This is a genomic window from Candidatus Clostridium eludens (genome assembly GCF_045310515.1).
GTDB lineage: Bacteria > Bacillota > Clostridia > Clostridiales > Clostridiaceae > Clostridium_B > Clostridium_B eludens.
Genome location: NZ_JBJHZX010000011.1, coordinates 20,372 through 41,837, shown reverse-complemented (window position 1 = coordinate 41,837; position 21,466 = coordinate 20,372). Strand labels below are relative to the sequence as shown.

Here is a 21,466-nt window from a genome sequence, read left to right as displayed (position 1 = left end):
TCTTCTTAAAACTAACTCAATAATTAATTTTGACTTTCTATAGCTTTACTACTATATTTGTCTTGTAACCCATTTTTAAAGATATATTTTTGTAGTTAAATTTTTTATACAATTATTATACATAAAATATAGAAGTTTAATCTACCTTACTTAATTTTCTTTTATCCTATTAACATAATTATGTGTAAATTCAATTGCTTTTTTAGTGATTTCTTCACACATATGAGGTGGGTCATCTGATTTAAAACCTTGAGAACGCAAATCCTTACAAACTATACTTCCAAAGCTATCTTGAAATTCATTTGCAAAGCTGTAGCAATAATCTACAATTTCTTCATTTTTGTATTTAAGTTTTCTTCCAAAGATACCTATAAACATAAGAGAACCCTCTACTAATCCACATTGTGCACCAAATTTTCCTGCACCATGCATTCCAATTGCAGAATCTATAACTTGGGGATTTAAATCTATTTCATATATTTGTGCTAAAGTTTTTAAAACCGTAGTTGCACAATTTATATCATCTTCCCAGTAATACTTATGTACCCTCTCGTTAATTATATTCTCATAGCTTTTCATTGATTTTCCTCCCGACTATATATTCTATTGTTACAATTTGACATAAAAATACACTCACTGTAAATTATACTTGTATAATATATATCGGATTAATATTTCTCCAAAAAAAGAAAAAATTCCTCCTTATTAAGGCGAAAAATTTCAATAATTACTGATGCACTTGTAATTACAACATAAAACCTGCACCCTACTTATTAGGGTACAGGTTTTTGTCACATTGTTACTTTAAGTCCTGCTCATAAGCTTCAATCATTTTCTTAACCATATTTCTGCCTATTGAGCCAGCTTCCCTAGCAGTTAAATCTCCATTGTAGCCATTCTTTAAATTTACTCCAACTTCCTGAGCTGACTCCATCTTAAACCTATTCAAAGCTTCTCTAGCTTCTGGTACTACTAAATTATTACTGTTACGTGCCATAATAAACACTCCTTCACATAGTAACCTTTATTGCTACACTTAAAGTTTGTGTATTTCTATAAAAAATACTCTAGGTAATTGGATTGTAGTTACAATATGTAATAACCATGTGAAATTTATGTGATTTATAATTAGGAGTTGTTCACATCTAAAAAATATTATCCTATCAGAACAAAAATTTTATGAAAAACTGTTTGATGTCATGTATGGGAAAGTATTTCAAACCACAATTGATTATGGCTCAGATTGTATGTGATAAGAAAGTTAACTAGAAATAAAAGACTGTCCTAAAGACAGCCCTAAAATGATTATCAAAATGTATTATAATTTAATTTCTTTGAATCCGCCCTTCATATCGGCGATTTCAGCAACAGCATCTTTAAGATAAAACAAACCAAGTTTCCTGCCGGTTTCTTCATTGTACATATTCTTTAGGAAGGGTATTGCTGCAAATGCTTTTTCCAACACAGCATCATTGTCATCCACAATGGCAGTACCGTGCAGGCGAATCCATTCACTGTTTTTGTTTGTTGTACAGATTTCAACTTGTGGATTTGCCAGTAATTGTTTAAATGCTTGTTTGAATGTTCCTATGCCAAAATAAATCTTTCCGTTATGTTCCAGGCAAAGCCCCAGCGGACGAACCTTTGGTGTTGTTTTGTCAACAGTTGCAAAATAAAACGGGCTATTTTCATGTAAAAATTTTAAGACTTCTTCCATAATAAGAAAATCCTCCTCAATATCAATATTATATTTACTCTGTAATTGCTATGTGATATAATTTTACTACTGCAAGAATATGTTGTAAATAACGCAAAAAAATGTGGGTAGGTAAGAAAAATATGATTACAGAGAAAACAACTGCTAAAAATATAGATGAAGAGCTGCGTGGTATATGTCCGTGCATGGAAGAATGTCCTTTATCCAATGCTATAAAGATTATTGGTGGTAAGTGGAAACTTCAGATTTTGTGTGTTCTAAAAAACGATGGACCAATACGTTACAGCCAACTAAAACAGAAAGTGCATGGTATTACGAATACAATGCTTGCCAGTTCTTTGAGAGAATTGGAAGCTGACGGACTGGTGAACCGAAAGCAATATAATGTTATGCCTCTGCGTGTGGAATATTCCTCCACAGAGCTGGTAGATGATTTAGTACCTATTTTAATGCAATTGGGTAAGTGGGCAAAAAAAGTGTCACAGTATAGTAAGGTTGACACTTCATGTGACATGCTGTAGTTTCATACACATATTAAAGTAGAAAGCCCCTCTTCCATCCATTAAAAGTTGATTATACAAAAATCAGCTTTTTTACTGGTCTATTTGTAATCCCATTAATAAAGAGTCATAGAACTTGCCATTAACTAAAAAATCTCTCTTTAATATTCCTTCCTCTGAAAATCCAAGTTTCTTGTATAGACAAATACCTCGTATATTATCATTTCTAACTCTTAAATTAAGTTTTCTAATTATTCCTGAATTTTTACTCCAATCAATTAAATATTTTATGAGTTCTTTACCTATACCATTTCCCCAATATTTCTTAAGAACACTTACTCCAGATTCGCCAACATGAGCATTCCTTTTTCTTGGACCTCCAGAGAAATTTAGATTCCCAATTATCTTTTCGTTAATTTCAGCTATAATGAACAAGGCATTTTGCTTATTTAAGGCATTTGCAATAAATTCTTCTTCCTGTTCAATACTTATTCCGAATTCTCCCATTTCAAAGGTTAAAAAATCTGATTCTCCACCAATTATATTAAGATATTCTATTAATGCTTTAGCATCTGATTTAACAGCTTTTCTAATTATAACTTTTGAACTATTACTGCTTATCTCTTTCATTAAATACCACTCCCCCATCATATCACTATTATTTAGACTGTGAAATCATTTCTAAGCCTTTATCTAAAGATTTTTAATAAATCCAGTTTTCTTTCCTCTTATAAATCCTGCTTGTTCATAAAATTTTAGTGTTTCTTCTTTTTTTGAGCTTGTTAAAAGCATTACTTTGTAACAATTACTGCCCTTTGCAATTTCAACTGCCATATTAAGTGCTTTTGTGGCATATCCTTTTTTTCTATGATTTAAGTCAGTAATAACATTTTCTATTAACCCATAGGGTCGTAAATTCCGAGTAAGATTTTTTATAATAGATATATTGCATGAAGAAACCAATCTACCTTCTACTTCAACTACAATATAACAAAGATTTGGATCATTATATATTGAATCCCATATATCTTTTAAATCTTTATTTTCATAAACATTTGGGTCATTAGGTTGTAATTGCCTATAAAGATTCAATAATTCTCTCAATTCATCATACTTTATTAATCTTACAATCCCACACATAAGAATACCTCCATATTTATATCTCTTTCCTTCACACCCCTTTGGGGTAAAACAAAATTTAGATACTGTTTGCCAAGAGTACAAGGATACTGTATCTTAACTTTAAGGGATGAATTAGTCTTACTTAACACTTATTACCTTATATAATAATACTTTATCAAAGAGATGCAACCCCGTAAATTGTAGCTATGAAGAATAACAGAACCAAGAAAGCACCTAAAGAATACTATGGTCTGTTCAAAAGAATACTATTACTGCCAGTAGAATGGAAGAACGACTTGCATGTACTGTCCATTTCTTTTATAATAAAGTATATTTAGTTAAAAAATGCATGAATATATCAAAATATTTTATATTTATACGAAAAAATATAAATGAAAAGAGGACTAATAATGACTGAAAAGATTAAAATGAACGTACCTTTAGTAGAAATGGACGGAGATGAAATGACTAGAATCATCTGGAAGATGATTAAAGATTTACTTTTGAAACCATATATAGATTTAAAAACTGAGTATTATGATCTTGGACTTGTTAAAAGAGACGAAACTAATGATGAAATAACTGTTGCTGCTGCAAATGCAATAAAAAAATATGGTGTTGGTGTAAAATGTGCTACTATAACTCCAAACGCTGAAAGAGTTAAGGAGTATAATCTAAAGAGTATGTGGAAAAGTCCTAACGGAACAATAAGAGCAATTCTTGATGGTACAGTTTTTCGTACACCTATTATAGTGAACAGTATAAAACCTCTTATGAAAACATGGAAAAAACCTATTACAGTTGCAAGACATGCATATGGTGATATATATAGAGATGTAGAATACAAAGTAGAAGAACCTGGTAAAATGGAATTAGTATTTACTTCTGAGACAGGTGAAGAAACAAGGCAAACAATTCATGTTTTCAATGGACCAGGTGTTGTAATGGGAATGCATAACCTGGATAAATCTATTGAAAGTTTTGCAAGATCCTGCTTTAATTATGCATTAGATATGAAACAAGATTTATGGTTTGCCTCAAAGGATACTATTTCCAAGACCTATGATCACAGATTTAAGGATATATTCCAAGAAATATATGATGCTGAATACGATGCTAAGTTTAAGGATGCGGATATAGAATATTTCTATACATTAATTGATGATGCTGTTGCCAGAGTTGTAAAATCAGAAGGTGGTTTTATATGGGCATGTAAGAATTATGATGGCGATGTAATGTCGGATATGGTTGCTACTGCTTTTGGAAGTCTTGCAATGATGGCTTCAGTACTTGTATCACCTGAAGGCTATTATGAGTATGAGGCTGCTCATGGTACTGTACAAAAACATTATTATCAGCATCTTAAAGGACAGTTAACCTCTACAAATTCCATGGCTACTTTATTTGCATGGACAGGAGCTCTGAGAAAAAGAGGAGAAATGGACGAAATAAATGAATTAGTCGAATTTGCAGATAAACTTGAAGCTGCATCTATCAGAACTATTGAAGAAGGAGTTGTGACTAAGGATTTAGCTCCACTTTCAGAACTGGAAAATAAAAAAATAGTTAATACAGAGGAATTCCTTTTAGAGATAAAGAAAAGATTAGAGGAGTAGTATTAAAGACGTTTTGTTGAAGACTACTTTAATTATGTAAAGATTAGTGAATTTCACACACTATGCTTTGCGCCTCCACCACTAGAACCCACCATACATACAACCGTACTGGAATTCAGTACGGTTTTTTTCACTTCAATAGTTTTCCTATATTTCTATATTTTTCGTTTCACCTTTTAGGCAATTTCCAGCATATTCCCAACCTTCTTTAGTTTGCATTAATGTTGGATATACATATTCTTTTTTTCCGTCAATATATACTTTAATAGATTGCCTTCCCTGTATTATATCATTTTCACATGTTATAGGTAATGCACGAAGAAAGAAAGCAACCATTTGAAAATCAACTAAATCTCCAACTTGTAGATAGTCGTTTATATCTCCTTGCCAGTCTTGATATGTTTTAACTTCCTTCATTTTTATCAGCCCCTATTGTAGATTTTTCTATATTACTCTAACTTATAAATTTTTCAATGTCTACATTATTTAACATAATATCATTATAAGAGAATTTTTACAAGGTACGGGAATGCATTAAAAAACACTTATTCCTTCTCAAAAATAAAAAAATTTCACCTAAATTTTCATAATAAGATTTTTCATTGAAGCATATCATATTATATGCCATCACTTATTAGCTGTCGAGCAAATGATTTGGAATGCTCAATCTTATCATTCGTTATAAAGACAGATTTATACCCAAAATCTCTTTCAGCAAGCATTCCAATATATTTTAATTGAGAGTGCTTACAATACCGTTTTATACCTTTTTCAAATAAATCAGCTCCATTTTCAGGTCTATACCCGCAAGTTGTTATGATACCTAACTTTTTACCCTTCCAAAGAGAAGGACCTTTTTCATCACCATAATACTTATTCATTCCATACACCAAGCGATCCAACAGTGATTTCATAGGTGGCGTGCAGTACCATGAATAAATAGGCGTAGCTAAAATAATGACATCACAATCATATATTCTATAAAAAATTTCCTGCACATCATCGGAATATCCACATCCAAAAATCGTCCAGTCTTTTTGACAATTCCGACAAGCAATACAAGGCTCAATATGTTTATCATAAAGCCAAATCAAATCATACTGAACTTGATGAAGTTCAAGTTCTTCAACAAACGGCTTTAATAATTTAAATGTATTTCCATTTTTACGTGGGCTTCCCATAAGAATACAATATTTCATTTCATACCTCCATCTGTTTTAAATAACCTATACACATACATTAAAAATAAAAAGAATGAGTCTTAGTTTAGAGAGTTCTTTGATCAATTCTTAAATAAAAACAGCTTGAACAAGTACCATGTAGATAACTGTACCTATCCCAATGCTCAGAAGTGTATTACCTTTCCAATAATGAAGCACAGTAATGCAAATGATAGCTATGGCCTCCGGAATCCCATATGTAGGGCTTTTGAAATTGACGCTTTTAAGGCAATATACCACCAATAATCCGATAGCAGAATATGGCAAAACTTTTCCAAGGTAACTGATATATGAATTATTTAATTTAGCATCTTGAAATAAAATAAAAGGCAAAAACCTTGTTATGAGCGTACCAATAGTTACCATAGAAATAATAATAAAAGTTTGAACAGGTGTTAAAGTCATCATACTCCCTCCTTGGCCAGTTCTTTCTCTTCTAAATATTCTTTTCGAAATACTGTCAATACTGCCAATATGGCAATCATAGAAGGAATAATGAAATTACTTTGTCCAAAAACAAACAAATAATAGAACATAAAACTCCGATTATTGCAGGTTTGTGATTTTTATGAGTCTTCCATTGTCCCACAAATATTACCACAAAAAGAGCAGTCAAGACAAAATCAAGACCTTTTGTATTAAATGAAACCATAGAACCCAGCATCCCGCCGAGAGCTGTGCCCAACACCCAATAGCTGTGGTCAAGGAATGTAATAAAAAAATTAAACCAGTTTCGATTTATACCCTCTGGTGGCTCGGCCGAGCAGATAATAGAAAATGTTTCATCACACAAACCAAAAATAAGATATGGTTTTAATTTACCAGTATCTTTATATTTATCCAGCATTGATATTCCATAAAATAAATGACGAGCATTTACCATTAATGTCATTAGCAATGCATAAATAGGATTAAAAATTGATGTAAGAAAGGTAATTGCTACATATTGTGCTGAGCCTGCAAATGCCATAAAACTTATCAAAACCGCCCAACCAATACCATAACCCTTACTGTTCATCAAGATACCATAGGCAATGCCTAAGAAAATAAACCCAGTTAATACAGGGATAGTATGGGGAAAGGCAGCCTTTAACGCACTAGCTTTTTCTTTCAAATTTTTCACCTCACTAAACCTCATCAATGGGTACATTGACAGTCCTTTTTTCTATCCCCATGACCATGCTTGTTTCAACACTGCTGATTGTGGTATTCTGCATTAATGAATCAATTATAAAATCTCTATAACTCTCCATATCTTTTGCTATAATTTTAAGCAGATAATCGTGGCCTCCTGTAAGTGTGTAACACTCTTGAATCTGCGGAAATCTATTTACATCCTCTAAAAATAAATGTATTGTTTGCCTATTAAGAGGTGTTATATTGACCAGAACAAATGCAAGCACTTCCATTCCCAATTTTTTCTCGTCTATAATAGTAGCGAATTTTTTGATAGTACCAGTTTCTACTAAATTTTTTGTTCTTGCCAAGCACGCTGATGGTGAAAGTCCAATTTTTTTTGATAAATCTAAATTTGAGATTGAACCGTCTTCCTGTAATTCTCTTAAGATTGCTTTATCAGTATTATCAAGAATAGTTGTCATATTATATTCCCCTTTTTGCATATTTTAATAAATTATATTTTGTATATAATTTATGTTACCACATTATATATCATAAGTAAATAAAAAACTGCATTTAATACTTTAACACAAAAGAAATAGAGAATATAATTTATCTATTTAATTATAAATAGATATAACTGTATCTTATTTAAAAGTATAGTCTAACACAACAAAAAGATTATATAAAATATAGTTACCATCACATAAATCACATAATTTTCACATAATCATTTGACATTTATACAACAATTTCTAGTTATAGTTAGATTAACAAGAAATTAATATAGAGGAGGAATACCAATGAACACAATATATGATACTAGAAGCACAAGTAATTTATATAGTTTATATACTCAAAACAATACTGAAAATACAGATGGTGACAACTATACAGAAATAAATGATTATAAAAAATATGGACAAGATTCAATAGAATTAAGTCAATGTGGGATGCAAACAGCAAATAACTTAATGCCGAGAGAAACAAATATTGCCAACAGCATCAGTAGTTCCTTAGATAGTTTGGTGTCAGCAGGAACAATTACTCAGGATCAAGCAAATACTATAACTAGTATTTTTCAATCTAGAAACCAGTCAACCCAACCATCAGCAGTATACAATAGAAGACCTACAAATCCATTAGATAGTCTAGTATCTTCAGGAACAATTACTCAAGACCAAGAGACAGCTATTCAAAATGCATTTAAATCTGCTATGAACTCCACCCAGCCACAGAACTCAACTGAAGACCCTGGCACATCCGTTTTAGATAGTTTAGTATCTGCTGGAACAATCACACAGGATCAAGAGACAGCTATTAAAAGTGCATTTGATTCTGCTATGAAGTCACCTCAGGCACAAACTGATAAAACAAATAATCCATTTGCAAATGCTTTAGATAGTTTGGTATCTGCTGGAACAATTACTCAAGACCAGGAAACAGCTATTCAAAATGCATTTAAATCTGCTATGAACTCCACCCAGCCACAGAACTCAACTGGAGACCCTGGCACATCCGTTCTAGATAGTTTAGTATCTGCTGGAACAATCACACAGGATCAAGAGACAGCTATTAAAAGTGCATTTGATTCTGCGGTGAAGTCATCTCAGTCACAAACGGACAGAACAAACAACCCATTTGCAAATGCTTTAGATAGTTTGGTATCTGCTGGAACAATTACTCAAGACCAGGAAACAGCTATTCAAAATGCATTTGATTCTGCAATGAAAGAAATTTAAGACCAAAATAACTTATAAGTACCATAACCTGATACATGTGATTCAATGTAGACAGATAAAAATCCCCGGTCATATTATAATAAAACCGGGGATTTTTTATTGTTAAAAATTTTACTTATCTCCTTATGTTGCCAGGTATGCACAGACTGGTGGCAATTCACAAGGTGTCACCTATCATGTCGTAGATAACGCACACTCAAAAACATCACAAGTGCTGTCATAGATTGGGCAGAAGAAAAAATTAAAAAAGCCTCAGAGATAGGAACCGTTGCTGATAGTAGAACCATTCTTAAAAGCTGGGCAGGACTTTATACACCATCTTTAAGTCTATGAAGCTGTTGGTGTGGGATATTAGAGACTTGCATTGCGGTTATCAACCATTAACTCACCTTTTAGATTTGCCTAAGAATACGAGTGTTACTGGTATTATATAATTTGTTGTATCAATTTTCTATTTCAGGTTATTACTTACTCCACGAGATAATTTACAATTTCATCCTGTTCTATATTCAAATACTATTAAATATTCTAGCCTCATCGCTAATACCCATAATAACTCCTAAGAAATATCCAAGATTTTCCCTTTTTATAGTTTAAAACAAGAGTATAAAACTAATCTCTTTAAATTTTATTTAGATTTAAATATTTGAAGTAATTTATTCAAAAATCCTGAATTAGCATTATCCATTTCTACTTGGTATTGGATATAATAAGCATTCTCTATAACTTTTTTAAAACCCTTAACTTCCTTTATTAAACGTTCATTATTAGTTAAAGATGATTGGGAAAATACATTAAAATCACTTTGCAAGTTAAGTTTTAATTCGTCATTTTTACTGTCAATTTTTTCAGATATAAATTCTGTAATGTTAGAAATAAATTGGTTATGTAAATCAAGGTTAATTTCATTAATTTCATCAAACTTAGAATTTAGATATTGTTTAATTTCCTCAAATAAATCCTGTTTGAATTTATTAAGGCTTTTATTTTGAGCCTCAATAATTGTTGAGGTAATATTTTCAATATATAATAAATTGGCATTTTGTATATCATTATTTAATTGAATTTTAAAATTGTTAAATTGAATTTGTTGTTCTTCTTTAATTGAATCAATAAGTTCTTCAACAGATAATAAATTACTTTCTAGATGCTGGACTTCATTATCATTTAAAGGTAATTTACTATAATAATCTTGAATTTCTTTAAGAGACATTCCTCTATTTTTTAATTTTATTAAAAATTCTAAGTTATCAATATCATTATTAGTATAACGCAATTCTTTATCTATTATTTCAATTTTTAGAAGATCGTCAAATATATTTGTATAGTATTTTATATTACTAATATTTTCATTCAACAAATCAGCAACCTGATTAATAGAGTAGTACAATATTTCGCCTCTTTTTTTATTTTGAATTTTATGATCAACTTTTTGTGTATCTATATATTTATCTTTATTATCCATAATAATTAATCCCCCTTCTCCTTTTTTCGAACAAATAGAAGGTAAGCTTAAGTAAAAAATATTATTAGTTTAAAAAATATAAGGTTATTCTGACTTTTTTCGATAATAGATATATAAAATACACTAAGGGAGGGTAATTATGGAAAAAGGCAAAATGTTATTAGTCTCATTAGGTCAAGGTGCGGGAAATATTGTAGATGGATTATTAAGTAGAAATTCAAGATACAACGGGTTATTTATAAATAGCAGTTTATTTGATATTAAACCATTAAAAAATGCAGATATGGCGAAAAATGTATATGTGTATCCAGGAACAGATGGTTCAGGAAGAGATAGAACTAAGTCTAAAGAAATGATAAAAGATAATGCTAACGCTATAGGAACATTATTAAGCAAATATCCTTTAACAGAAGTAGTCGTAGTACTTACAACTATGGCTGGAGGAACGGGTTCTGGGGCAATAAAAACCTTTGTACAAATAGTAAAAAAAGTATTACCAAATTCTAAAGTAAATGTAGTAGCTATTTTACCTAGTTTAAAGGAAGATGAGTTAGCATTTAAAAATACAATAGAATGTTGGAATGATATAAATAGCATAATGGATTTAATAAATGACGTTAAATTTGTAGATAATAATAAAAGAAATACGTATAAAGAAATTAATAATGAAGTGATTGAAAGTTTAGATCTAGCATATAACATAGTAGGTATCCATGCTGATGGTAGCATCGATAATAAAGATTCATTCAGAATAAATACAGCAGATGGATCAGGACTTATTTTAAAGCTATATGATGGGTTAAAAGATGTTAAGACTGCTATTGATTTATCAATAAAAAATAGTGTGTTTGTTCAACAAGATGTATATGATTGCGATTATTTGGCAATTAATTTAAAAATTGATGGGTATGATCCATATGAAGTAACTAAATTATTTGAAGTTTATAGAAGTACATATATAACATATAATAAGAAAAATAATATAGTAGTCCTTGGAGGATGTGAAACTCCCACAGAATCAATAAATTTAATAAAAATGGCATTAGAGGATAAAAATAAAAGAAAATTATCAAGAAATAAAAAAAGAAGTGTTATTATTGATTTAGATACGGATAGCAAAGAAACTGAAGAAGAATTAAGCGTGCTTAATAACAATGAACTTAATAATTTATTGGAAGATAATTATAATTTCTAGATCTATTATTCATTTTTAGAATGTCAAAATATAAATATTACATAGCAGATATTGAGTAAAAGTAGTGGGTTATAAATGCCAAATACCACCTCCCGCACCACCACTTAAACCCACAATACATATAACCGTCCTGAGGCACAGTACAGTTTTTTACTTTGTCATAATAAAATAAGAATTTTTTGTAATTATGGTCTTTCTGCCTCAAGCCAAGTATATTTTGAATTTACATATGGTTTTCTCTCTAAATCTTATTGATTATCTGTTTTATCTGCTTCATCTTGTTTTTCTGTAATTTTTGAACTTTCTATATCTTTTGGTACTAATAACCCTTTGCCATTAGCTATATTTGCTAATACCAAGCTTAAAATACCTTCCATGGCATTGGGAGTTTTGCCATCTCCAGCAGCAGTTATTATAGTATTAGGCACTAAAGGTGACTTAGACACTTTTAAAGCTTCTGCAAATTGTGTTAATACTGACTGCACTACCTGTAATTCAGGTCCCCCATATGCATCAACTAATGCCTTAGCTGCTATACCTTTTGCTGTACCAACCTTAGTTTCTTTGTCTGCTTCTGCTGAAGCTACGGCTTTAATATTGAGAGCCTTAGCATTACCTATTGTTTCTAATTCATATGAATCAGCGTCTGCTGTTACCTTTACCTTCTCTGCATTAGCCTTAGCTGTCAATTCAACTGTTTTAGCTGTAGCTTCTGCATCTTGCTCTCTTGCATATCTATCTGCTTCCGCTTTTTGATTACTCTTGTACTTATCTGCCTCCGATAAAGCTTTAATCTTAGCCGCTTCTTGCTCTGCTGATTTTAATGCCGCTTTACCCTTATTATCAGCTATGGTAATATCTATATCCGATTGGGTAAGTGCTGCCTGTGCATTAGCTTTGGCCTTAGCTTCTTCAAGTTCTTTCATCTTGTCTGCTGATTTCTGTTGTGCATCATAAGTTGCGATTTGTTCCTTTGCAACTTGCCTGTCTCTTAATTGTTGTAGAATAGTATTTATTCTAGAATCATTAGGAGAAGCTGCTGGAGTTCCTATTAGAACCTCTTCAAGCTCTAAATCATATCTTGAAAATCTCTCTTTCATTTCTTCGGAAGCCCTACTCTGTATCTCATTTCTGTTCTGAATAAGTTCGATTAAGGTCATTTGCTGTCCTATATTTTTAAAGTATCCTGCAATCATAGGGTCAAGTGACTGTTCTATAAGTATTTTAATATCTCCAAAGCGCTGAATTACTCTAGAAGCATTTTTATAGTCAATGTGCATTACTACTGTTAATGGGAGAACAGGTTCAAAGGCATCCTTAGTAATCAAACTGATTTCTTTTAAATTCTCATCAAGCTTGTGATTACCAGACTGGTTTTGCATCCACTTTAATATTATATTTATTGTTGGTACTTTTATAATCCTGCCTGCATAGGTGTTAAAAGCATACTTACCAGGCTGTAGTGCAACTTCCCATATACCCTTAGAACCTTGAGATACTAACTCACCGTGTGTATATTTAGAACCAGTAACATCCTCTCCCTTAGAGCCATAGTAAGAAGTAACTACTCCTACTTCTGTAACATCAATAACTGTTTTAGGTAATAACTCTACAGTGGCAAACAACCTATTTATGAAGTAAGTACCATCTGATAAAGTTTGGTACTGTCTCCCCTTAAGACCACCTGCCGCTAAAAATTTTTCTATATCTTGAAAATTATTATGATAATTTTCATCTGAAGTATTCTGAGCTACAACCGGTGCTATGATTTCTCCATTAGGTAAAGAAGGTCCTTCATTAACTGTTACTATTCCTATCAAATCACTCTTGCCGTTAATTATTACAGGTGTAAAACCATTTAATGCTTGTATCTTAATTTTCATTTGTTCATACTCAGTATCTGCTACTAATGAATAGACCTGCTCCTCAGTAATTACAATAAATTGAGCTAAATTTATAGCATAAGTACCTTCTCTAAGTATTGCCCTTTGAGGCCCTTTCTGTCCCCCATTTGCCAAGAATGCTCTAACATCTTGAAAGTTATCTGATTCTTTAATAACTTTTCCTAATGTTTGTGTTGTATCTAGCGATTTACCATCCCTTGCAAATACATAGGCAATCTTACCTTGTGGTATTGTTATAAGTGGTGCTCTGTGTATGTGATACATTATGGGGGATCTTAAATAAATACCAGCCCTGAGTAAATCCGGCTGAAACCCAGACTCTCCATTAAGAGCAATAATCTGCTTGTCTAGTGTCCCCTTAAGAGACCACCATTTTTCCTCTATGCCTACTTCATCGCTATGTATAATTATAATACCTACCACTTTTACTATAATTACTATCAAAACTAATATACCTACGATTATGCCTCCTATAAATGCAAAGTGAATTAATAAATTTGATGACATTTAATATACCTCCTAAATTTTGTTATTATGGAATAATAAACCTTTAACATTACTTGAGAAATTCACTACAGTCTTTTACTTTACTGAAAATGCATATCTGAAAATTCAATTGCGGCAGATTGAATAATTCGATCATCATCACTAAGAAAATTGTTATTGATTTTACTGCATGCCGACTCTTCATAATAAATCTCAGACTCACTTGCAGGAAGCAGTACTGTAAAAGTGCTGCCTTTATCTACCACACTGTCTAATAATATTTCACCACCAAGAAGGTTAACAAGAAGGTTAACGAGATGTAATCCTAACCCAGTACCTTCAGCTTGGCGTGACAAGCTACTATCTACCTGTCCAAAACGTTGAAAAATAGTTTTTTGTTTATCCCGCGGTATTCCCAAGCCCTCATCTTGTACACTTACAGAAATCATATCTGCATTTTTATATTTCTTTGTAGAGAGGCTTATGGTAATTGATTTTCCACCTGGAGTAAACTTTAAAGCATTAGACAATAAATTAAGTAGTATACGCTCCAGCTTCTCTTCATCAGAATAAATAGTATTGGCTGATAAATTAGTATTCAATTTCAATGTCACATTTTTTTGCTCTGCATATACCTCCACTGAATTTACAATTGTTTCAACAGCATTCGCAATGTCAAAAAAATTTTTATTCATCTTTAAATGGCCTGAATTAATGCGAGCAATATCAAGTAAATTATTAACCAAACGAAGCTGCCTATTAATGTTTTGCTTAATAGTATTTAAATATTTACCTGCCTTTTCAGTTATTTCTTCTTTATACATCAAATTAATTGCTTGTAAGGCTAAATTTATAACTGATATAGGCGTTTTGAACTCATGAGTGATAAGATAGAAAAATTCGTCTTTTAACTTTATTGATTCTTCAAGAGCTTCATTCTTAGCTCTCTCTGCATTCAATAGTTTTTCTTGTTGAACCTTAATTTCTTCCTGACTCTTTATAACATCTGAAATATCACGATGAGACACCACTACAGAAACCAAATTGTGTTCTTCATCAAAAATAGGGGTAGTGTTGACTTCTGTAATTTGAATCTTATGGGGTCGCTTTACAACTATTCTTTCGTCTCTTACTTCTTCACCTCTGAAGGCTCGTCTTGTTAGAAAGCTCTCTGGAGGTATGATTTTATTATCTAAGTCAAAATATTTGAAACAGCTCTGGGCTTCTTCTATTGTCTTTTTAGCATTTAATTCAGGATATAGTTTACGTGCCTCAGCATTTAATAGTGTAATATGGCCTTCTTTATTATAAACAAGAAAGGCATCAGGCATATTTTCAATTATGACCTCCAACTGATGTCTGTGCATCTTTATTATTTTGTCTTTTTCAACTTGTTCAGTAATGTTATTTCTTATGCCCAAAATTCTATATATTCTACCTGTAGTATCCTCTACGGGTATTAACTTAATAGAAAAATAAACTACTTCAGACTTATGTTTTTGGCACTCCTTAAATTCTATCAAATTCCTTGCTTCTATACACATTTTAAGTTTATCTATTAATACTTCCACAAATTCTCTAGAATAAACTTCATCTATATTTCTTCCTTCTACTTTATGATTTGTTAATTTAACAAACTCTTTTTCAACTAAGTTAATTTCTACAAGTTTGAACTGGTCTTCTTCAGTTACTTCCAGCAGGAATATACCTTCAGATGTATTGTTAAATAACTCTCTATAATGCTGCTCATTCCGTTTTAATGCTTCCTGAGACTTTTTATATTTAAAAGCTTGTACAATTGCCGGTAAAATCATCTCTATGGTCTCTAATTCTTTAATTGTATATCCACCCTCCCGATTGCCTAAACCAATCATGCCAATAGTTTTAACACCATCCTTTAATGGTACTCCAACAAATGCATTCAAAGGAGGATATTCCTTTGATAATATTATAGAATCATTAGTAATAGATGGCTTACCATCAAAAAGTATTCGTTCATATATGTCATGTACATTAAAACCTGTTGACGTTTCTCTAAGTTCTATTTCTGTTGAATTTGGTATTTTCCATACATCGCGCCCTAAATTACTCATAGCAATATCATACAATTTCCCTTCCGGACTTAATTCTCCAATAAAACCAAATTTGCTTTGGGTTAACTCTTCCAAAATGTTAAGACATAAGCATCCTAACGCTTCTTCAGTATCACACTCCAACACTTCACGAAATATTCTGTTAATACCATCTAGTACAAAGTTCTGAAATCCTATTTTCTTGTCTGCATTCTCATATTCTACAGCATGGCTTAAATTTATATTTAATACTTTTTCTTCAAATCTTTCAAAATCATCCATAAAATTGCCCCCAATTATATTATATTTTACTATAACGCTTGTTAGATTTTTAACATTCTATTTTTATGATACTATATGCAAACAAGAATTTCTATAATCGTTGACCAAATATTTGTACAAATTTAGTATTTATTGTTACTTATAGTCTCCAAATGAATATTATAGAAAGTTTATGGGGCTAAATGGGAGACGGAGTTATTAATTTTGTGTACTATATCAATCATTATTTTTTTCCTCCTATTATCTATTATTTTACTACTACTATTAGAGCAATATCAATTCTTACAATTTATTTATGTGATGAAAAATATTTACTATGTATTAAAAAATAATCATTGACAATTAGAATTCTAATTATTATACTATAGTATAATTAGAGCTCTAATTTATAAATTGCAGGAGGTTTCATAATGAACAAATCTAATTTTTTCTTGAAAACTACCTATTCTAACTTGATAAGAACTATTGCTGTAAAAATAAAATTAAAATCTGACCAAAAAATAAATAAATTAGGGCTAAATTCTCAACAAGGCCGTATGATTGGTTACATCTACGAACATCAAGACGATGGAATAATTCAGAAGGATCTTGCAGATGTTTTTCAGCGTAAAGGAGCAAGTATTACTAGTATGCTTCAAGGATTGGAGAGAAAAGGATATATTGAACGAAGAACTCCAAATAACAATCAAAGGCAGAAAAATATTTATGTATTGCCAAAAGGTGCAGATTTGATACAAGATTTTAATACAGTATTTGAGGATACCGAACAAAGTATTACTAAAAATTTAACTTCAAAAGAAAAAGATATTTTAATATATTTATTAACGAAAATAAATCAGAGTCTATAATTTTTAAAATAAGGATTTATTTATTGTTTCAGAACTTCTTTTAAATATAAAATTGCAGTTGTGGTATAACCCAAGTTAGCTTATCAAAAACTTATCTTTCCACCGTATTTTATAAATATACCTTCAATATATTTATTTTTACACATATACAGTGGAGTATGTCCTGCATTATTTTTTGAGTTTATATTAAAACCAAGTGAGATAAGAACTTTTAAAAAATCTTCAAAAGTTTCAGTATTATTATTTAAATAATCATCATGTAAAAGAGTATTGTTATATTTGTCAGTGTGTTTGATATCTGCTCCATATTTAACAACAAGAAGGTTTAAAAGTTCTACTGAATAACTAAAGCTGCAGTAAAATATAGGGGTTTTACCTGATATATTTTCAGCATTTACTTTAGCTCCTCTGTCTAATAATAATTGCACAACATCAATTTTAGGTTTTATTCTTGCACATATTCTATGCAAAGGTGTTTCTTTTAAATAACTTTCATGGCTGTTGATGTCTGCACCATTATTGATTAAAAGTTCTATTACTTCAAAATAATTGTTTTCACAATTATCTATGACAAAATGAAGCAGGCTCTTATCATCACATTTTACATTAACATCACCTCCATTTTTTATAAAAATTTTAAGTTCATCCAAATTTCCCTCTTCTATTATTGCTGAAATAGATTTTGGTCTTGGACCAAATAAAATATCATAAATTTTCATAATACTCCTCCCAGTAAATTATCTCATAAATCAAATACTATTCCTAAAATTATTATAATTGAACTCATTACCATTTTAAACATACTTTCCATTTCATAAATATACTTATTTTTTGTAACCCTTACTGCTACACCTAAAGTTTGTGCATTTGCATAAAAAATACTCCAAGTAATTGAGTGGATATTTACAAAGAATATATAAAAATACTCTGAATTGGTTATAATATTAATGTTTGTATCAATCTCCATATTAATCCTTTAATATCTCACTTAATTATATTTTACCATAATTCAATAAAAGCTCTGGAATTAACCAGGGCTTTTATTTCAAAAACTTCTATATTTTATTTTAAATCAATATGCCACCAGTCAGATGAATATTTAAGCAAGTATTGTGCTGGCATATAAATATATCCTTTATCACCAAAAGTATTTCCCCAGCTATTTCTAACTATAAAATATAAGCCATTGTATTTAGTCTTAGAAAATATCCTTTCAAATTCATTTTCTACTTTTTCAAACACATTATTATTCTTATAGAAGTAGCCACAAATATTAAGAGCATGACCACCTAAAAGTTGCTCTTCAGGTTGAGGTATTGGTACATATCCATCAGAACTTATATTCTCAAAGCTTTCATATACATCTATACCTATTAATACAGGTCTTTTTAATACACCTACTGAATATAAAATATCATCTATAGTTATAACTGCATATCTTTTAACTGCTTTGTGCTTTGGAGCATCTGCATCCATAATTGGAGTAGGAATATTGGTAAAGTTACTTATAGCATAAGGATCCAAAGTTTCCGTACAAGTACCTATAGTAGTTGCAACTATAGCAGATCTAGAGATTGTACTCCCTGCATCCTCATTAACATCTCCATCTTCTTTACGCTCTTGATAATAAAAATAAAGTTCTGACAAAGAGACATCTTTATTTAATAGATATTCTAATACACTACAAGCACTAAAACTTGTGCAAGCTCCTAACTCACCCTGATCTTTTATTGGACCATATCCTGATCTCAAATCTGCACTTGCAGGTACTGGTTGTGTCTTTTTTACTTCTTTATGAAACAATAAATCGCTTTTCATTAGCTTTCCTGGTTTTAAATTGTATTTGTAAATTAATTTTTTTCCCATTTTTATATTCCTCCTGTATATTCAATCATACGCCTATATACCAGTTGAGTTCATCTATTGTTCTAACAACTTTCTTTTTATCTGTTTTATTGTTTTTTGCCAATTTAAATTTTCAGCTATATTTAAATGAATAGTTACAGGTCTAATTTACATATATGCAAAGTCCTTTTAATTGGTTAAGAATATCATCTCAAACCTGAATATGCTTTTTATTGCTTAGCATTACTCAGTGCATTCTCTACAGCTTCCATAATACCATTCTGCTGAAAGTAGCCCCTGACACTGAATCAACGCTTGTAGACTTGCTATTTATAATTTCCTGAATAACTGTACTGGACGCTCTATCGTAAAATTTTTTATCATCTTGGTAAGAAAGAGTAGTGATGGTAGAAATCTAATATATGGCAAAAATAGGTTAAGGGTAGGCTCTAAATATAAAACCCTCTATGAAAATGATAGAGGGTTGCGAAGTATTCAAGATGAAGTCCTTTATTTTTTATAGGACATGAAATTATTTAATACAATCATTATCATATAGACACTCTTTTAGAATTGAAGGAATGAATAATTATCTTGCTAAAATTTATGTATTCCTTAAAAGCAGAGTTTACAATAATACTAACATCCTAAATCACTATGTAGTATTAAAGATTTTGCTGGTTCCTGCTGAACTAACGCTGTATCAATAAACTTAGATTTTCTTAATTATTTACCGCTGGCACCATAATTGGATAATATTCTGGCACTAGGATCATCTACGTCACAGCCCTCCCATGCTTTGTTTGGCATCCAGAATCCTACTATCATTTCCGCTTGTCCTGGATAGTATTTTTCAAAAATTTCTCTGTATAATAATGATTCTTTTGTGAATGGTTTAGAGTGATATTTATACTTTTCACATGATTTTTCAAATTCTTCATCACCATAGTATGTTTCTGCATATTCCTTTAAATAGTCTACCATAGAATGCCCTACAGCATCACTAAATGCTGCTTTTTCACGATATAAAATATTACGTGGCAGATAATCACCTTCAAATGAATGTCTCAAAAGGTATTTACCCATATTGTATTTGTTTAGTTTCTTTTCAGGGTCGATGGCCATAACATACTTTACAAAATCTAAATCTCCAAATGGTACCCTTGCTTCTAAAGAATTTGAACTGATGCAGCGGTCTGCACGAAGTACATCGTACATATAAAGCTCCCGTATTCTCTTTTGTGATTCCTTTTGAAATTCTTCTGCACTTGGGGCAAAATCAGTATATTTATAGCCAAATAATTCATCAGAAATTTCACCAGTCAGAAGCACTCTGATATCAGAAATCTCATGTATTTTCTTGCAAATCAAATACATTCCAATACTTGCTCTTATTGTAGTAATATCATATGTTCCAAGAATTTTAACAACCTCATCAAGTGATGCAAGCACTTCTTCTTTTATCATGTACACAACGGTATGATCACTGTGAATGTAATCTGCAACTTCCTGTGCGTATTTTAAGTCAATTGCATCTTCAGTCATACCTATAGAAAATGTTCTAATTGGTTTTTCAGGATACATTTTTTGAGCGACTGCACATACTAATGAGCTGTCTAAACCACCACTTAACAAGAAACCTACAGGAGCATCAGCATCCATACGTTTTTCTATACCAGTTACCAATTTATCATGAATTTCACTACAAATAACTTTCAAGTCGTCCTTGCAATAATCACCCTCTGTTGCTGCAATATCACAATAACATGTGAATTTACCGTCAGCATAATAATGTCCTGGTGGAAACGCTATAATCTTATCTGTAAGACCAATTAAATTTTTTGCCTCACTTGCAAATATGATTTTACCTGTTCCAGAATAGCCATAGAATAAAGGACGAATTCCAATGGGATCCCGTGCTGCAATGTAACTGTCCTTTTCTCCATCGTAGATAATCGCTGCATATTCTGCATCTAATTTTGAAAACATATCTAGTCCATATTCATAATACATAGGAAGTAATATTTCACAATCACTATCTGAAATAAACTTATGTCCCTTTTCTATTAGTTCCTTTTTAATTTCACGAAAGCCGTAAATTTCACCGTTACATATGGAGGCATCCATTTTCCTTGTAAATGGCTGCATTCCGCTAAAACTTAAATCCATAATAGAGAGTCTTTGGAACCCCAAAATACCAGATGGTAAAGTGAGAATCCCCATCATATCTGGTCCCCTGGATTCAGTTCTCTGCAATGCCCCTACAAATTTTTCATGTTTTATGTCTGTTCCCGTATAACACATAATTGTACACATATTATATTCCTCCTTAG

21 protein-coding genes and 1 pseudogene are annotated in these 21,466 nt (G+C 31.1%); 5 read left to right on the top strand and 17 right to left on the bottom strand.

Annotated elements, in window-relative coordinates:
• Nucleotides 1-150 precede the first annotated feature (150 nt).
• From ACJDU8_RS08930 to ACJDU8_RS08920, 3 genes are all read right to left on the bottom strand, one after another.
• Nucleotides 151-579, bottom strand: coding sequence for a C-GCAxxG-C-C family protein (locus ACJDU8_RS08930; protein WP_406791804.1), 429 nt, complete (start codon nt 577-579; stop codon nt 151-153).
• Between the two features lie 220 nt (nt 580-799).
• Nucleotides 800-997 (bottom strand): alpha/beta-type small acid-soluble spore protein, encoded by a 198-nt coding sequence (locus tag ACJDU8_RS08925; protein ID WP_406791803.1) that lies wholly within the window; start codon nt 995-997, stop codon nt 800-802.
• Between the two features lie 321 nt (nt 998-1,318).
• Nucleotides 1,319-1,717 carry a pyridoxamine 5'-phosphate oxidase family protein gene (locus tag ACJDU8_RS08920; RefSeq protein WP_406791802.1) on the bottom strand — a complete coding sequence of 133 codons (399 nt, stop codon included), beginning with the start codon at nt 1,715-1,717 and terminating at the stop codon, nt 1,319-1,321.
• 122 nt (nt 1,718-1,839) lie between these two features.
• Between ACJDU8_RS08920 and ACJDU8_RS08915 the strand changes: the two genes are divergently transcribed.
• On the top strand, nt 1,840-2,238 hold the full coding sequence (locus tag ACJDU8_RS08915) for a winged helix-turn-helix transcriptional regulator (RefSeq protein WP_406791801.1): 399 nt from the start codon (nt 1,840-1,842) through the stop codon (nt 2,236-2,238).
• 72 nt (nt 2,239-2,310) lie between these two features.
• On the opposite strand, the gene ACJDU8_RS08910 is transcribed toward ACJDU8_RS08915, so the two are convergent.
• Together ACJDU8_RS08910 and ACJDU8_RS08905 are read right to left on the bottom strand one after the other, a co-directional pair.
• Entirely contained in the window at nt 2,311-2,847 is a 537-nt protein-coding gene (locus ACJDU8_RS08910) for a GNAT family N-acetyltransferase (protein ID WP_406791800.1), read from the bottom strand.
• Nucleotides 2,848-2,910: 63 nt separating this feature from the next.
• Nucleotides 2,911-3,357: a GNAT family N-acetyltransferase gene (locus ACJDU8_RS08905; RefSeq protein WP_406791799.1), complete on the bottom strand. Its 447-nt coding sequence runs from the start codon at nt 3,355-3,357 to the stop codon at nt 2,911-2,913.
• 392 nt (nt 3,358-3,749) lie between these two features.
• On the opposite strand from ACJDU8_RS08905, the gene ACJDU8_RS08900 reads away from it, so the two are divergent.
• Nucleotides 3,750-4,955: an NADP-dependent isocitrate dehydrogenase gene (locus ACJDU8_RS08900; protein ID WP_406791798.1), complete on the top strand. Its 1,206-nt coding sequence runs from the start codon at nt 3,750-3,752 to the stop codon at nt 4,953-4,955.
• Between the two features lie 147 nt (nt 4,956-5,102).
• On the opposite strand, the gene ACJDU8_RS08895 is transcribed toward ACJDU8_RS08900, so the two are convergent.
• The 5 genes and pseudogenes from ACJDU8_RS08895 to ACJDU8_RS08875 form a co-directional block, all read right to left on the bottom strand.
• Nucleotides 5,103-5,372, bottom strand: a complete 270-nt coding sequence (locus ACJDU8_RS08895) for a hypothetical protein (RefSeq protein WP_406791797.1) — start codon at nt 5,370-5,372, stop codon at nt 5,103-5,105.
• Between the two features lie 200 nt (nt 5,373-5,572).
• Nucleotides 5,573-6,154 carry a flavodoxin family protein gene (locus ACJDU8_RS08890; RefSeq protein WP_406791796.1) on the bottom strand — a complete coding sequence of 194 codons (582 nt, stop codon included), beginning with the start codon at nt 6,152-6,154 and terminating at the stop codon, nt 5,573-5,575.
• Nucleotides 6,155-6,244: 90 nt separating this feature from the next.
• Nucleotides 6,245-6,583 carry a branched-chain amino acid transporter permease gene (locus ACJDU8_RS08885; protein WP_406791795.1) on the bottom strand — a complete coding sequence of 113 codons (339 nt, stop codon included), beginning with the start codon at nt 6,581-6,583 and terminating at the stop codon, nt 6,245-6,247.
• Nucleotides 6,580-7,289: pseudogene (locus ACJDU8_RS08880) on the bottom strand (AzlC family ABC transporter permease). Before ACJDU8_RS08880 ends, ACJDU8_RS08885 begins: the two are co-directional and overlap by 4 nt.
• Nucleotides 7,290-7,302: 13 nt before the next feature.
• Complete coding sequence (locus ACJDU8_RS08875; RefSeq protein ID WP_406791794.1) at nt 7,303-7,776, bottom strand: Lrp/AsnC family transcriptional regulator; 474 nt, start codon at nt 7,774-7,776, stop codon at nt 7,303-7,305.
• Nucleotides 7,777-8,097: 321 nt separating this feature from the next.
• Here ACJDU8_RS08875 and ACJDU8_RS08870 point away from each other — a divergent pair, with 321 nt between their 5' ends.
• Nucleotides 8,098-9,036 (top strand): hypothetical protein, encoded by a 939-nt coding sequence (locus ACJDU8_RS08870; RefSeq protein WP_406791793.1) that lies wholly within the window; start codon nt 8,098-8,100, stop codon nt 9,034-9,036.
• A 628-nt stretch (nt 9,037-9,664) separates the two neighbouring features.
• Here the strand turns inward: ACJDU8_RS08870 and ACJDU8_RS08865 are convergent.
• Nucleotides 9,665-10,501: a helix-turn-helix domain-containing protein gene (locus ACJDU8_RS08865; RefSeq protein ID WP_406791792.1), complete on the bottom strand. Its 837-nt coding sequence runs from the start codon at nt 10,499-10,501 to the stop codon at nt 9,665-9,667.
• 139 nt (nt 10,502-10,640) lie between these two features.
• Here ACJDU8_RS08865 and ACJDU8_RS08860 point away from each other — a divergent pair, with 139 nt between their 5' ends.
• Nucleotides 10,641-11,696 carry an FtsZ/tubulin family protein gene (locus ACJDU8_RS08860; protein WP_406791791.1) on the top strand — a complete coding sequence of 352 codons (1,056 nt, stop codon included), beginning with the start codon at nt 10,641-10,643 and terminating at the stop codon, nt 11,694-11,696.
• A gap of 248 nt (nt 11,697-11,944) precedes the next feature.
• On the opposite strand, the gene ACJDU8_RS08855 is transcribed toward ACJDU8_RS08860, so the two are convergent.
• Together ACJDU8_RS08855 and ACJDU8_RS08850 are read right to left on the bottom strand one after the other, a co-directional pair.
• Complete coding sequence (locus ACJDU8_RS08855) at nt 11,945-14,107, bottom strand: SPFH domain-containing protein (protein ID WP_406791790.1); 2,163 nt, start codon at nt 14,105-14,107, stop codon at nt 11,945-11,947.
• Nucleotides 14,108-14,187: 80 nt separating this feature from the next.
• Nucleotides 14,188-16,440, bottom strand: coding sequence for a sensor histidine kinase (locus ACJDU8_RS08850; protein ID WP_406791789.1), 2,253 nt, complete (start codon nt 16,438-16,440; stop codon nt 14,188-14,190).
• A gap of 410 nt (nt 16,441-16,850) precedes the next feature.
• Here ACJDU8_RS08850 and ACJDU8_RS08845 point away from each other — a divergent pair, with 410 nt between their 5' ends.
• Nucleotides 16,851-17,288 carry a MarR family winged helix-turn-helix transcriptional regulator gene (locus ACJDU8_RS08845; protein ID WP_406791788.1) on the top strand — a complete coding sequence of 146 codons (438 nt, stop codon included), beginning with the start codon at nt 16,851-16,853 and terminating at the stop codon, nt 17,286-17,288.
• An 83-nt stretch (nt 17,289-17,371) separates the two neighbouring features.
• On the opposite strand, the gene ACJDU8_RS08840 is transcribed toward ACJDU8_RS08845, so the two are convergent.
• The 4 genes from ACJDU8_RS08840 to asnB form a co-directional block, all read right to left on the bottom strand.
• Nucleotides 17,372-18,007, bottom strand: a complete 636-nt coding sequence (locus ACJDU8_RS08840) for an ankyrin repeat domain-containing protein (RefSeq protein WP_406791787.1) — start codon at nt 18,005-18,007, stop codon at nt 17,372-17,374.
• Nucleotides 18,008-18,030: 23 nt separating this feature from the next.
• Nucleotides 18,031-18,255 carry a hypothetical protein gene (locus ACJDU8_RS08835; RefSeq protein WP_406791786.1) on the bottom strand — a complete coding sequence of 75 codons (225 nt, stop codon included), beginning with the start codon at nt 18,253-18,255 and terminating at the stop codon, nt 18,031-18,033.
• 95 nt (nt 18,256-18,350) lie between these two features.
• Nucleotides 18,351-19,154: a C1 family peptidase gene (locus ACJDU8_RS08830; RefSeq protein ID WP_406791785.1), complete on the bottom strand. Its 804-nt coding sequence runs from the start codon at nt 19,152-19,154 to the stop codon at nt 18,351-18,353.
• 705 nt (nt 19,155-19,859) lie between these two features.
• A complete protein-coding gene (gene asnB, locus ACJDU8_RS08825) occupies nt 19,860-21,449 on the bottom strand; it encodes an asparagine synthase B (protein WP_406791784.1) in 1,590 nt (529 codons plus the stop codon).
• Nucleotides 21,450-21,466 lie beyond the last annotated feature (17 nt).

Excerpts from the sequence above, each read along its gene's own strand:
- ACJDU8_RS08900 (WP_406791798.1), top strand. The coding sequence starts at position 3,750 with ATGACTGAAAAGATTAAAATGAACGTACCTTTAGTAGAAATGGACGGA.
- ACJDU8_RS08905 (WP_406791799.1), bottom strand. The coding sequence starts at position 3,357 with ATGTGTGGGATTGTAAGATTAATAAAGTATGATGAATTGAGAGAATTA.
- ACJDU8_RS08925 (WP_406791803.1), bottom strand. The coding sequence starts at position 997 with ATGGCACGTAACAGTAATAATTTAGTAGTACCAGAAGCTAGAGAAGCT.
- ACJDU8_RS08890 (WP_406791796.1), bottom strand. The coding sequence starts at position 6,154 with ATGAAATATTGTATTCTTATGGGAAGCCCACGTAAAAATGGAAATACA.
- ACJDU8_RS08895 (WP_406791797.1), bottom strand. The coding sequence starts at position 5,372 with ATGAAGGAAGTTAAAACATATCAAGACTGGCAAGGAGATATAAACGAC.
- asnB (WP_406791784.1), bottom strand. The coding sequence starts at position 21,449 with ATGTGTACAATTATGTGTTATACGGGAACAGACATAAAACATGAAAAA.
- ACJDU8_RS08860 (WP_406791791.1), top strand. The coding sequence starts at position 10,641 with ATGGAAAAAGGCAAAATGTTATTAGTCTCATTAGGTCAAGGTGCGGGA.
- ACJDU8_RS08855 (WP_406791790.1), bottom strand. The coding sequence starts at position 14,107 with ATGTCATCAAATTTATTAATTCACTTTGCATTTATAGGAGGCATAATC.
- ACJDU8_RS08830 (WP_406791785.1), bottom strand. The coding sequence starts at position 19,154 with ATGGGAAAAAAATTAATTTACAAATACAATTTAAAACCAGGAAAGCTA.
- ACJDU8_RS08920 (WP_406791802.1), bottom strand. The coding sequence starts at position 1,717 with ATGGAAGAAGTCTTAAAATTTTTACATGAAAATAGCCCGTTTTATTTT.
- ACJDU8_RS08845 (WP_406791788.1), top strand. The coding sequence starts at position 16,851 with ATGAACAAATCTAATTTTTTCTTGAAAACTACCTATTCTAACTTGATA.
- ACJDU8_RS08850 (WP_406791789.1), bottom strand. The coding sequence starts at position 16,440 with ATGGATGATTTTGAAAGATTTGAAGAAAAAGTATTAAATATAAATTTA.
- ACJDU8_RS08885 (WP_406791795.1), bottom strand. The coding sequence starts at position 6,583 with ATGATGACTTTAACACCTGTTCAAACTTTTATTATTATTTCTATGGTA.
- ACJDU8_RS08870 (WP_406791793.1), top strand. The coding sequence starts at position 8,098 with ATGAACACAATATATGATACTAGAAGCACAAGTAATTTATATAGTTTA.
- ACJDU8_RS08915 (WP_406791801.1), top strand. The coding sequence starts at position 1,840 with ATGATTACAGAGAAAACAACTGCTAAAAATATAGATGAAGAGCTGCGT.
- ACJDU8_RS08910 (WP_406791800.1), bottom strand. The coding sequence starts at position 2,847 with ATGAAAGAGATAAGCAGTAATAGTTCAAAAGTTATAATTAGAAAAGCT.
- ACJDU8_RS08835 (WP_406791786.1), bottom strand. The coding sequence starts at position 18,255 with ATGGAGATTGATACAAACATTAATATTATAACCAATTCAGAGTATTTT.
- ACJDU8_RS08875 (WP_406791794.1), bottom strand. The coding sequence starts at position 7,776 with ATGACAACTATTCTTGATAATACTGATAAAGCAATCTTAAGAGAATTA.
- ACJDU8_RS08930 (WP_406791804.1), bottom strand. The coding sequence starts at position 579 with ATGAAAAGCTATGAGAATATAATTAACGAGAGGGTACATAAGTATTAC.
- ACJDU8_RS08865 (WP_406791792.1), bottom strand. The coding sequence starts at position 10,501 with ATGGATAATAAAGATAAATATATAGATACACAAAAAGTTGATCATAAA.
- ACJDU8_RS08840 (WP_406791787.1), bottom strand. The coding sequence starts at position 18,007 with ATGAAAATTTATGATATTTTATTTGGTCCAAGACCAAAATCTATTTCA.